At 60.5% G+C, this 11,577-nt stretch carries 13 protein-coding genes; 5 read left to right on the top strand and 8 right to left on the bottom strand.

The window, feature by feature from the left end; translation table 11 throughout:
* Positions 1-18 precede the first annotated feature (18 nt).
* Positions 19-231, bottom strand: a complete 213-nt coding sequence (gene osmB / locus RE418_RS18975) for an osmotically-inducible lipoprotein OsmB (protein WP_004940700.1) — start codon at positions 229-231, stop codon at positions 19-21.
* Between the two features lie 231 nt (positions 232-462).
* On the opposite strand from osmB, the gene RE418_RS18970 reads away from it, so the two are divergent.
* The 3 genes from RE418_RS18970 (at position 463) to RE418_RS18960 (ending at position 1,790) form a co-directional block, all read left to right on the top strand.
* A complete protein-coding gene (locus RE418_RS18970) occupies positions 463-858 on the top strand; it encodes a DUF427 domain-containing protein (protein WP_089180888.1) in 396 nt (131 codons plus the stop codon).
* Positions 859-988: 130 nt separating this feature from the next.
* Positions 989-1,459 carry an Rrf2 family transcriptional regulator gene (locus RE418_RS18965; RefSeq protein ID WP_025302788.1) on the top strand — a complete coding sequence of 157 codons (471 nt, stop codon included), beginning with the start codon at positions 989-991 and terminating at the stop codon, positions 1,457-1,459.
* Positions 1,460-1,652: 193 nt separating this feature from the next.
* Positions 1,653-1,790, top strand: a complete 138-nt coding sequence (locus RE418_RS18960) for an AcrZ family multidrug efflux pump-associated protein (protein WP_016927779.1) — start codon at positions 1,653-1,655, stop codon at positions 1,788-1,790.
* A 39-nt stretch (positions 1,791-1,829) separates the two neighbouring features.
* Here RE418_RS18960 and RE418_RS18955 read toward each other — a convergent pair whose 3' ends face one another.
* The 6 genes from RE418_RS18955 to RE418_RS18930 all read right to left on the bottom strand — a co-directional run bounded on the left by RE418_RS18955 (position 1,830) and on the right by RE418_RS18930 (position 8,196).
* The gene (locus RE418_RS18955) at positions 1,830-2,591 is read right to left on the bottom strand and encodes an amino acid ABC transporter ATP-binding protein (protein ID WP_025302789.1); all 762 of its coding nucleotides are present in this window, start codon (positions 2,589-2,591) and stop codon (positions 1,830-1,832) included.
* Positions 2,588-3,493 (bottom strand): amino acid ABC transporter permease, encoded by a 906-nt coding sequence (locus RE418_RS18950; RefSeq protein ID WP_025302790.1) that lies wholly within the window; start codon positions 3,491-3,493, stop codon positions 2,588-2,590. Before RE418_RS18950 ends, RE418_RS18955 begins: the two co-directional genes overlap by 4 nt.
* Positions 3,490-4,404 carry an ABC transporter substrate-binding protein gene (locus RE418_RS18945; RefSeq protein WP_089180889.1) on the bottom strand — a complete coding sequence of 305 codons (915 nt, stop codon included), beginning with the start codon at positions 4,402-4,404 and terminating at the stop codon, positions 3,490-3,492. Before RE418_RS18945 ends, RE418_RS18950 begins: the two co-directional genes overlap by 4 nt.
* 17 nt (positions 4,405-4,421) lie before the next feature.
* A complete protein-coding gene (locus RE418_RS18940; protein ID WP_060447190.1) occupies positions 4,422-5,759 on the bottom strand; it encodes an LLM class flavin-dependent oxidoreductase in 1,338 nt (445 codons plus the stop codon).
* A gap of 19 nt (positions 5,760-5,778) precedes the next feature.
* Positions 5,779-7,083 (bottom strand): MmgE/PrpD family protein, encoded by a 1,305-nt coding sequence (locus RE418_RS18935; RefSeq protein WP_089180890.1) that lies wholly within the window; start codon positions 7,081-7,083, stop codon positions 5,779-5,781.
* A gap of 225 nt (positions 7,084-7,308) precedes the next feature.
* Positions 7,309-8,196, bottom strand: coding sequence for a LysR family transcriptional regulator (locus tag RE418_RS18930; RefSeq protein ID WP_049207671.1), 888 nt, complete (start codon positions 8,194-8,196; stop codon positions 7,309-7,311).
* A gap of 121 nt (positions 8,197-8,317) precedes the next feature.
* Between RE418_RS18930 and RE418_RS18925 the strand changes: the two genes are divergently transcribed.
* Together RE418_RS18925 and RE418_RS18920 are read left to right on the top strand one after the other, a co-directional pair.
* A complete protein-coding gene (locus RE418_RS18925; RefSeq protein WP_025302795.1) occupies positions 8,318-9,475 on the top strand; it encodes a serine hydrolase in 1,158 nt (385 codons plus the stop codon).
* Positions 9,475-10,692 (top strand): MFS transporter, encoded by a 1,218-nt coding sequence (locus RE418_RS18920; protein WP_273853409.1) that lies wholly within the window; start codon positions 9,475-9,477, stop codon positions 10,690-10,692. The genes RE418_RS18925 and RE418_RS18920 overlap by 1 nt, the downstream gene beginning before the upstream one ends.
* Here the strand turns inward: RE418_RS18920 and RE418_RS18915 are convergent.
* Positions 10,619-11,494, bottom strand: coding sequence for an alpha/beta hydrolase (locus RE418_RS18915; protein ID WP_025302797.1), 876 nt, complete (start codon positions 11,492-11,494; stop codon positions 10,619-10,621). The genes RE418_RS18920 and RE418_RS18915 overlap by 74 nt on opposite strands.
* Between the last annotated feature and the right edge of the window lie 83 nt (positions 11,495-11,577).

Genomic DNA, 11,577 nt, shown 5'->3' with positions numbered 1-11,577 from the left:
ATTATTTTAACGCGATGATTAACGGCTGGTCTGGTGGCCGATAATGCCACCCAGCGCCGCGCCGCCGAGGGTACCCAGCGTGCTGCCGTCGGTCAGCACCGCACCGCCGACTGCACCGACGCCCGCGCCGATCGCCGTGTTGCGATCGCGATTGGACATATGCCCACATGCGGTAACGGAAAGCGTTGCCATCACCACCACCAACACACCTGCGGCACGTTTAATATTCATAATGAGTTCCTGGTAAATTGACTGATTAATGGATTAAAAATAATCCGATTAACCTGCCGGTAGAAGTTGGGATGAATGTATTCCTCCGTAAGAAAATCGAACAGGTAAAAATTCTTAATTTTGCGGCGGTGAAAAGCGATTGCTCGCCGAATGTGCGGCCGCCGGTAAAATCGTGGGTCTATACTGGAAAGACGCCTCGCGGGGTGCGGGGCGCACACTCTGGAGGCCGCCATGTCCGATCTCGTTTCCGCATCCGGCAAACCGGTGAAAATCCCCGGCCCGGACCACCCAATCACCTTGACCCGCCATCCGGCGCGGGTTGTCGTGCGTGCAGCCGGTCAGACCCTGGCCGATAGCCGCAACGTGCTCATCCTGCAGGAAGCCACCTATCCGCCGGTGTTTTACTTTCCGCGTGAGGATGTGAATCGGGCGCTGTTGCAGAAAAACGAGCACGTCAGCTACTGCCCTTATAAGGGCGACTGCAGTTATTTCTCCCTTGTGCTTAACGGCGAGCAGGAGGCCAATGTGGCCTGGAGTTATGAAATGCCCTACAACGCCGTGGTAGCGATCAAGGATCATCTGGCATTTTATACCGATAAAGTGACGAAGATCCGCACAGAAGCGTGAGCCGCCGCCGCCATCGGGCGGGGCAGGTTGACATTCTCATTATCCCTACTCATTATGTGTATTACCGTAAATTGATACGCTTTCCTTATGTTTTAATCCGACATAAACGAAACTCTGAGCAGGTGCCAAGGTGTCTACCTCTACGCGATTTGCCGTTGCCATCCATATTCTGACCAATATCACGCTGTGTCGTGGCCAGACGGTGCGTTCCGAAGACATCGCGCGCAGCGTCAACACGAATCCGACGGTAGTACGGCGCATCCTCGGCGCGCTGGCGGAGGCCGGGCTGACCTATTCACAGATGGGACAAGGCGGTGGGGCGCTGCTGGCGCGGCCGGCGGAAACGATCTCGCTGCTGGACGTGTATCGCGCGGTAGAGGATCAACCGTATTTCATGCTGCACCGTACCCGGCCTAACGATGCGTGCTATATCGGCCACGCCATTACCCCGGTGCTGGAGCAAGAATTTGCACGCGTCGGTCACGCGCTGGAAGCCAGCCTGGCGCAAACCAGCATCGCCGAAATGGCCGGGCAGGTCGAACGGTGCGCAGGCTATCCTTTTGTCCCTTGTTCGCCGCAATATCAAGCGGATACGCAATAAAAAACCACGCAAATTCCCGCTACGCGCAGAGCATTTTTTGCATTGCGTTAATGTAATTGTGTAAGTTACATTAGCTCGCATCAAGTGTGATGTAGCTCACGTTTTAGACTGCCTCCCCACGATAATCGATCGATTGGCCGGAAACCTTTTCTTCCGGCGTAGATTCGCTGTGCTTATAAACCAGGAGAGAACGATGTTAGAAATGATTGAAAGCTTGGCCACCGTGGTGGTCCTGGTGCCGGTAATGGTGGCCGTCTTGCTCGGCGCGATTTACGGCCTGGGTGAAGTGTTCAACGTCTTTTCCGCTATCGGCAGAAAAAATAACGGCTGAATTTGAACGTCAGGGGACGCAACGCCCCCTGACGGAAGGTTACAATACCGTCGCCAGGAAGTTGCGCGTCCTCTCATGTCCCGGCGCATCCAGAACCTGCTGCACGCTGCCCGTTTCAACCACCTTTCCCTGATCCATAAAGACAATCTGGTCGGCCACTTCGCGGGCGAAGCCGATTTCGTGCGTGACCACCACCATGGTCATGCCCGAATGCGCCAAGTCTTTCATCACCTGCAGCACTTCGCCAACCAATTCAGGATCGAGGGCGGAGGTCGGTTCATCAAACAGCAACACCTGTGGGTTCATTGCCAGCGCGCGGGCGATGGCGACGCGCTGCTGCTGGCCGCCGGACAGTTCACGCGGCCAGGCGTTGATGCGATGTTCCAGCCCGACGCGGGTCAGCAGCTGTTTCGCCCGTTCCTGCACCTCGGCTTTTTTTTCCTTTTTCACCCGCAGCGGCGCGTCGCTGACGTTTTGCAACACGGTGCGGTGTGCAAACAAGTTGAACTGCTGAAATACCATGCCAATGCTTTTACGCTGTTCGGCCACCTCGGCTTCTTTCAGCTCGTACAGATGCCGGCCTTTTTGGCGATAGCCGATCAGCTGTTCGCCAACACGAATGGTGCCGCCGTCCAGCTTTTCCAGGTGGTTGATGCAGCGCAACAGGGTGGATTTGCCGGAGCCGGAAGGGCCGAGGATCACCGTTACCGAACCTGCCGGAATGGTCAGGCTGATGTTTTTCAACACGTCGGTGCCGGAAAAGGATTTCCGCACCCGGTTGATGTGGATAGATGCGCTCATTGTTCACCTCCCTGAGGGGCTTTGCGGTTGAGGAAGAACCGGCCGCTGCGCGTTGCCTGCGTGCCGCGGCCAAAATAGCGCTCCACGTAGTATTGACCAATCGACAGAATCGAAGTCATGGCCAGATACCACAGGGTGGCGACCAGCAGCAGCGGGATGACCTCGTAGGTGCGTTGGTAAATGATCTGCGCCGAATACAGCACGTCCTGCAGGGCAATCACCGACACCACCGCGGTGGTTTTCAACTGCCCGATCACCTCATTGCCCGCCGGCGGCAGGATGGTGCGCATCGCCTGCGGCAATACCACGCGCCACAGGATTTGCCCACGACGGTAGCCCAGTGCTTTGGCGGCTTCCAACTGGCCGCTGCCGACGCTTTGGATGCCTGCACGCACGATCTCCGCCGCATAGGCCGACTGATGCATCACCAGCGCAATCACCGCGGCGCTGAAGGTGCTGATAAGGGTATTGGTCGGTGCGCTGGCGACTTCGCCCAGAAACGGGATCCACAAGCTGATGCGGGGATAAAGCGCGGCGATGTTGTACCACAGGAACAGCTGTACCAGCATCGGCACTGCACGGAAGAACCAGGTGTAGAACCAGCTTACCGCCACCAATACCGGATTGGCCGACAGGCGCATCAGCGCCAGCAGCACGCCGCCGGCGAAGCCGAACACCACCGAAATTACCGTCAGCTTCAGCGTCATGAGCACGCCGTTGAGGATGGACGCCTCGGTAAGATTTTCCGCCACCACCGACCATTCAAAGCGCGGGTTGTGCAGCATGGAATTGACGATAACGCCGACGATCAGCAGTACAACCAGGGCGCTGAGCCAGCGCCCGTAATGCCGGTGGCCAACGATGCTCAGTTCCGCGTCGTCGACAGGGTATTGCCCACTCATTTTGCGATCTCTTCATTGATGCCGGCGGTTTTCACGGCACCAAAACCGATATCCCAGCCGTCGAGGATTTTCTGGTAGCTACCGTCGGCGATCAGCGAATTTAGCGCCGCCTGCACCGGTTTCACCAGTTCGGAGCCTTTCGGCAGGGCGATGGCCACCGTGGTACCGTCGATGTTGATATCACCGGCCAGCGTCAGCGGTTTGACGTGGGTGGCCTGGTAGCGCAGCCCTTCATACGGGCCGAAAAACATCGGCACGCGGCCGCTGATCACCGCCTGCACCCCGGCCGGACGGTCCGGGAAGATCGGCATGGTGATGGCCGGCTTGCCGGCGGCGACGCATTGATCGCTGGCCTGCTGCAGGCGGGTGATTTGCGAGGTACCTGCGCCGGCGCCGACGGTCTGGCCGCACAGCTGGGCCAGCTCGGTGTAAGGGCCAAGCGCAGCGTCTTTGCGGGCGATCAAGGCCAGTTTGGAAGCGTTGTAATAGCCGACGAAGTCCACCTGCTGGAAGCGCTTTTTGTTGGCGTCAATGTTGGCCAGCGCGACGTCATAACGGCCGGACTTCAGGCCGGGGATGATGTTGTCGAAACCGCCGGTGTCCTTCCAGTGGATCGCCACGCCCAGGCGATCGGCAATTGCGCTCATCACGTCGATTTCACGCCCGGCCAGCGTTTTGTTGTCCGCCTGGTAAAAGGTGGTCGGCGGGGTGTTCGGGTTGGTGCCGGCAACGATATAGCCGGCCTTTTTGATAGCGTCAGGCAGGCTGTCGTGCAGCGCCGGATCGGCGGCAGCTTTCACCGCCGCCTTGAAGGGAACATCGCCTTCAGCGGCATGACCGGCGGCCAACGGCGCCAGCGTGGAGGAAGCCAACAGCAGGGACAGTACGGTGCGTTTGAATGTGGTTTTCATCATGATTTCCCTGCGGATTAAGCCGATTTTACGTTAGCGAAGTTGATTGCCGGTTCCGGCAGGCCCAGGTTTTCACGCAGGGTTGCATGCTGATACTCTTCACGGAACAGGCCACGGCGGCGCAGCTCCGGGATCACCAGCTCGACGAACAGTTCCAGTTGGTTGGGCAACACCGCCGGCATGATGTTGAAGCCGTCTGCGCCTTGCTGTTCCAGCCACAGCTGGAAGTCGTCGGCGATCTCTGCGGCGGTGCCTACCACCACGCGGTGGCCACGCGAACCGGCCGCGACGGCCGCCAGCTCGCGCAGCGTCAGGTTTTCCCGCGCGGCCAGATCGGTCAGCAGTTTCACGCGGCTTTGGCCGCCTTCGGTGGCGCCCACGTTCGGCACCGGGCCGTCCAGCGGGTAATCGCTCAAATCGAAGCCAAAGCGCGCCGACAGCTGCTCAATGCCGTTATCGATATCCACCAGTTGATTCAGCTGATACCAGGTTTCCTGCGCTTCTTCTTTGGTACGGCCGACAATCGGCATCACACCTGGCAGGATCAGCAGGTGGTCCGGGTTGCGGCCGGCGTCGGCCACGTATTTTTTCTGGCTGCGGTAGAAAGCTTGTCCTTCTTCCAGGCTGGCGGCGGCGGTGAACACCACTTCGGCGGTTTCCGCCGCCAACTGTTGGCCGGCCGGGGAAGAGCCGGCCTCAATGATCACTGGCCGCCCCTGCGGCGAGCGGGAAATATTCAGCGGGCCCTGCACCGAGAAATGCTTGCCCTTATGGTTGGCGGCGTGGATTTTCTCGTCGATAGCGTATACGCCATTTTGCTTATCGCGCACGATGGCGTCTTTTTCCCAGCCGTCCCACAGTTTGTAGCTGGCCTCGAGGAATTCCCGCGCCACTTCATAGCGTTCGGCGTGCGACGGCAGGTCTTCACGACTGAAATTGCGCGCCGCATCGCTGGAGAAAGAGGTCACCACGTTCCAGGCGGCGCGGCCGTGGCTGATATGGTCGATGGAGGCCATGGCGCGTGCCAGGTGGAAAGGTTGATCGAAAGTGGTGGAGGCGGTCGCCGCCAGCCCGATATGGCGGGTGTTAACCGCCAGCGCCGCCAGCAGCGTCAGCGGCTCCAGGCGTGACATCGTCGAGGGCAGGCGGTGCACGCTGGTTGCCAACGCGTCGCCGACGAAGAACATATCGAAGGTGCCTTCTTCGGCTTTTTTTGCGATCCAGGTGAACCAGTCGATATCGGTCGGTGAACCGCTGGCGCCTTGTGCGCGCCATCCTCCGATGTGGTGTCCCAGCGCCTGAACGAACAGGCCGAGACGGAGTTGGCGCGATGGTGTTAAAGGTGAAGTACTCATAATTATTCCTGTTTTATTATTAATTTAACAATGCAATCAGTCGCGGCAGCGCGCCAGGGGACATGAGGGCGCAGTCGCGGATAACGCTTTCGCCTTCGAGGCCCGGAAGCAGCTGCAGAATGGCGTGCAGCTTGGCGTCGAGGTCTGTCGGCCGGGCGGCGGTTTGCTTTCTTGTGACCATGTCACTTATTTGCCTTCCGTCCTGCAGCGTCAGGGTAAGGCGATGGAAGCGCATCTCCGGATCGAGCGCGTCCGGCGGGGCTGCGGGATCGACATGGCGCTCAACTTTTGCCGCCAGGGCGGCGATAGCCGCATCGACCGGCTGTTCGCCGTAATGCGTCAGCGGGACCTCTCCGTGGTATAGCGCATCGGCTATGACGTATTCGAGGCTAAAGCGCGCTTCCACACCGGTGGCCGGCTGGCGAATATAGGGTGCGGTATCTGCGCCGGGCGGAAAACTGACCTCAACCAGTGCGATCTCCGCAAGGGCGTCGCCTTGTTCCAGCAGCCGCGCGCGCAGGGCGAGCGCCGCCTCGGCCGCGCTGTGAGTGCCACCGCAGGTCGGATACCGCTTGAACTCCAGCCCTGGTTGCAGGATGCGCCAGGGCGTGCCCCAGTCGGCGGTCAGGCATTCCGGTTTTTGCCGGCCGTCGCCGTGGGAAGTCAGCAGGCTGTCCAGCACGCCCTCCGGTTGGCCGATGAAACCGGCCTGAGCCAGCAGGGCGGCATTGACCGCGTTGCGTGCCGCCAGCCCTGCGTGCAGCGGTTTGGCCGCCGAACCGAACTGACTGCGCAGGCCCGCCGCCTGGGTGGCCGCCAGGCCGAGAGCAATCTGCGTTTGCCGCTGGTCAAGCTGCAGATAACGCGCCACGGCGGCGCAGGCGGCGACCGCGCCCAGGGTGGCGGTGCTGTGAAAACCCTGCACGTAATGTTGCGTGCCAGCGGCCAATCCCAGCCGGCCAGCGGCCTCTACACCGATGACATAGGCGGTTAACAGCTCAGTGACATTGTCACTCTCACCGTTCAGCGCCAGCAGGGCGGAGAGCACTACGGTGCTAGGATGGCCACGCAGCGCAGGATGGTAATCATCGAAGTCCAACGAGTGGCTGACATAGCCATAGCGCAGTGCACGGTTCTCACTGCTGGTCGGCGGAAACGTCGTGCCGATCGCTGCCAGACCGGCATCGCTCAACGCCCCGCGGGCAATCGGCAATGCGCAGGCGAAGTAATCTTTCACGCCGCGGCGAGCGGCTGACAGGGCGGTTTGATCCGGCTGGCTGTTCAATATCAGATGAGCGAATTGGGCGGTTATCGATAATGACAAGGCGTTAACACCTGAATTTATAGATGGTTATGCACGAGTGCGGGGTGAAAGGTATTGTGTGGCGGTTTTCTTTGTCCCGAAAGAACGAACGGCGCTTCCATATCGCTGAATGGAATATCACGACGGCACTGCGCCGCCGTCAGGGCTGCTGGCAGGCGCGGCAGGCTGCGCTTTAGCTATTTTTGTGCAAAACAAAGCTGAATTTGTTCTAACACGGTAGAGGACTTAGGCTGAGAAAAGGCGAACGCTCATGATGTCGATAAATGCCCTGAGACGCGGTGTAAGATGTTTGCTTGAAGGCCAGAGGATTTTGAGACTGCCACTGTGTCGGCATTGGTCGCCAAGCACGGGTTGGAGCCGCTGCTGCTCCAGCGCCTGTCGCACCGCGAAATCGGGCAGGCAGGCGATGCCCAGGCCCTGTTCCGCCAGGTAAATCAGCGTATCGACGGTGTTGCATACCGTGCGCTTGCCCAGGCCTTCGTCGAGCAGTTTATCTCCGCCCGCCACCGGCCAGGTCTCGACTTTGCCGGTGGTGGGGAATCTGTATAACAGGCAGGCGTGATCGCGCAGTTCTGCCGGCTGGCGGGGTATTCCCGCCCGGCGCAGATAGTCCGGCGCCGCCACTAGCTGTAGGTGAAACGTGCCCAGTTGGCGGCTCATTAAGCGAGAGTCCTCGGTATCGCCCACGCGGATCACCGCATCGAACCCTTCTTCAATCACCGCGACTCGACGGTCGGAAAAATCGGTTTCCAGCTCAATCTCCGGGTAACGCCGAACAAATTCCGCCAGCACCGGATTCAGCAGGCCGCCCACCAGCGGCAAACTGACACGCAGCTTGCCGCGCGGCGCGCTGTGCGTATCGCTGATTTCCCGTTCCGCCGCCGCCAATTCCTCCAGAATGCGCTGGCAGCGGTGCAGAAACAGCCGGCCTTCGGCGGTCAGGGTCATGCTGCGCGTGCTGCGGTGAAACAGGCGCGTGCCCAGCCGGTTTTCCAGGCGGGCGATGCTTTTCCCCACCGCGGAAGCGGAAATGCCGAGCACGCGCCCGGCCTCAACGAAACTCAGCGTCTCCGCGGTCTGCACAAAGACGCTCACCCCAGACAGATTATCCATTGCTTGCCCCATTACGGACGTGAGTGTCCGCTATGAAAGGAAATCTAGCCTGTTTTTTCGTTAATCGCCACGCCCTATGCTCGGTGGCGACAGTATGGGCTGACTACCTGGGGTAATAAAGATGAATGAATACGGATCCACCGCCAACGCGATTGACGGCGCGATAGAGAAAGCCTTACGCGAAAAACGATTGGTTGGTGTGGTCGTTTTGGTGGCGCAGGGCGGTGAAATCGTTTATCGACGCGCGGCGGGCATGGCGGATCGCGAAGCCGGCCGGCCGATGGCGCTCAATACGCTGTTTCGTCTGGCCTCGGTGTCCAAACCGATCGTGTCCACGGCGGCGCTGGCGTTGATGGCGCAAGGCGCCGTGCGGTTAGACGATCCGATCACGCGTTGGCTACCGAATTTTCGTCCGCGACTGGCGGATGGCACCCAACCGTTGATGACGTTATGGCATTTGATGACCCACACCGCCGGATTAAGCTACCGATTTTTCCAGCCGGAAGGGGGATTCTACGCTCAGTCGGCGGTCTCCGACGGTATGGATGACGCGTCCGTCAGCCTGCAGGAAAACATGCGGCGTATTGCCTGCGCCCCTTTGCTGGCTCCGCCCGGCGCGGCGTGGCGCTATTCTATCGCCACCGATGTGTTGGGCGCGGTTATTGAACAGGCGAGCGGCCTGCCGCTGGCGCAGGCAGTAAAAAAATGGGTGACCGGGCCGCTGGCGATGACGGATACCGACTTCCTGGCGGTGGACGCCGCGCGCCTGGCGGCCGCTTACGCCGACCATCCCGGTGGGCCACGCCGCCTGCGCCAACCGGATCGTTTACCGTTCATCGATGGCAGCGCCGGTTTTCTTCTGTCGCCGGCGCGAGCCTTGGATCCGCAGGCTTACGCTTCAGGCGGCGCCGGTATGGTCGGATCGGCCGAGGATTTCCTGCGCTTGCTGGAAGCGTTGCGCCAGGGAGGAAAGCCGGTACTGCCAACCGAGTGGGTGACGGCGCTGACCACCAACCAAATCGGCGATTTAACGATGCCGTTTTGGCCAGGGCGCGGGTTTGGCCTGGGCATCACCGTGCTGAAAGATCCCGTCGCCGCACAAACGCCGGAGTCCGTAGGCAGCTGGCGGATGGGGGGCACCTATGGTCACTCGTGGTTCGTCGATCCTGCCCGACAGCTCAGCGTGGTGGCGTTTACCAACACGGCGCTGGAGGGGATGTCCGGCGCCTTTGTCGGCGAGATTTGTCAGGCGGTTTATGCCGCGACGGGAGCGAGGTGATGGGTCTGATGCCACCGATTTTCTTCCTCGCGCTGGGGCTGTTCGGCGTTTACTGCATCGAGTTCGGCGTGGTGGGCATTTTGCCGCTGATCATTGCACGGTATGGCATCTCCACGGCGCAGGCAGGCTGGCTGGTCGGGATCTTCGCCCTGACCATTGCGCTGCTCGGGCCGCTGTTGGTGCTGTTGGCGTCGCAATTCAATCGCAAACGCATGTTGTTGATCGCGTTGACCGTGTTTGCGGCGGCCAGCGCGCTGTCCGCCCAGGTGGACAGCTTCTCCATGCTCATGCTGCTGCGCATTGTGCCGGCGTTGTTTCATCCGATCTATTTTTCACTGGCCATGGTGGCGGCCGCGGCGCTTTATCCGCCGCATCAAGCTACCAAAGCAACCGCTTATGCGTTCATCGGCACCAGCATGGGCATGGTGCTGGGGATACCGCTGACGCAATGGATCGCCGGACAGTTCAGCTATGAAGCGTCGTTCAGGTTCTGTGCCTGGGTGAACCTTCTGGCGGCGCTGGGATTGCTGTGGCGTTTGCCTGATGCGGCCGTACAGCGCCTCAGCTATGGCAAACAGTTGGCGATACTGCGCAGCGGTACGCTGTGGCTGAATATCACTACCTGCGTGCTGATCTTTGCCGCCATGTTTGCCGTCTATGCTTACGCGGCCGAGTACCTCAGCCGCGAAATCGGTCTCAGCGGCGGCGTCATCGGCTTTCTTCTGGTGGCGTTCGGTGTGGGCGGTGTCGTGGGCAACCTGTTGGCCGGCAGATGGCTGAGCCGCCATCGTGTGGTGACGGTGCTGCTGCATCCGATAGCCTTGATTGCGGCTTATGCGCTGCTGTATCGCTATGGCAGCGTGAATATTGGCTCGATGACGGCGCTTTGCCTGTATTGGGGAGCGGCGCACACCAGCGGTTTGATTGTCACGCAGATTTGGCTGACCTCCGAAGCCCCGCAAGCGCCGGCGTTCGCCACCGGGCTGTATATCGCCTTTATCAATCTGGGCGTGGCGCTGGGCTCGCTGGCGGGCGGCGGGTTTATTACCGCGTGGGGGCTACAGGGCAGCCTGCTGTGCGGAGCCTTGTTCGCCGCGCTGGCGGTGATTACGATCGCCGCCAGGCTGCGGTTGCAGCGGCAGGCTACCGTTGCGTTGCGTCGATCATCGCCATCACCTGCCGGAACATCGCGCTTTCCGCATCCGCCAGCTCGTTGACCAGCGTAAAGTGATTGCAGTGACGGTCGGCCAGCAGCTGGACGTCGAGGCCATGCGCCCGGCAAGCGTCATAATAGGCCTGCGTCTGGTTTTTGAAACCTTGCGTTTCCCGTTGGCCGACGTCGAGCAGGATCTGCGGCGCATGGTCTTTCGCCGGCAGTAAAAACAGCGGGCTGAGGGTTTGCGCCTGCTCGGGCGTCAGGTGCAACCAGTCGTTGATGTAGATATCGCACAGCGGGCGCAGATCGTAGAGGCCGCTCAGCGCCAGCGCGCCTTTGATCGCGTCGGGCGGCAGGCGATAGCGTTGCTGCCAACCGTCGGCGATCAGCATGCCGCACAGGTGACCGCCGGCCGAACTGCCGCTGACGAAAATGCGCGCCGGATCGATGCCGAAGGGTGCCCCGTGATGATAGAGCCAGGCGACGGCGCTGCGCACCTCATGTACGATCTCCGCGAGCGTCGCTTCCGGCGCCAGCGTGTATTCCAGCGTGGCGACCGCCACGCCGCGGCGAGCAAACGCGGCGGCCATCGAACAGGCTTCCTCTTTGCGCTGTGAATGCCAATAGCCGCCATGAATAAAGATCAGCAGCGGGGCGGGTTGTGCGCTGGCCGGGAACAGGTCGAGGCGCTCGGCGGCGCTCATGCCGTAGCGCAGATCGTAAATGCCCGGCGTCTGGGCCTTGGCGCGCTGGGCCAGCGCGGCGTATTCCGCCATGCAGGCGTCAAAATCCTCCACCGAAGCGCGGGCATTGTATTGCACGGCGCGTGCGTTCAGGTCTTCAAACGTCAGATCGATGTTCATGCGTTTCTCCGGATTGTTATGCGTTATGTCTTCATCATCATCGTCCTACAGGCGAAAAGATGTTTGATCGCCGGTGCGCACAA

The sequence above is a fragment of the Serratia sp. szju genome, assembly GCF_044594185.1.
In the GTDB taxonomy this organism is placed as follows: Bacteria; Pseudomonadota; Gammaproteobacteria; order Enterobacterales; family Enterobacteriaceae; genus Serratia; species Serratia bockelmannii.
The sequence above is the reverse complement of the archived record's forward strand: the minus strand, read 5'-3'. Positions and strand labels throughout refer to the sequence as shown.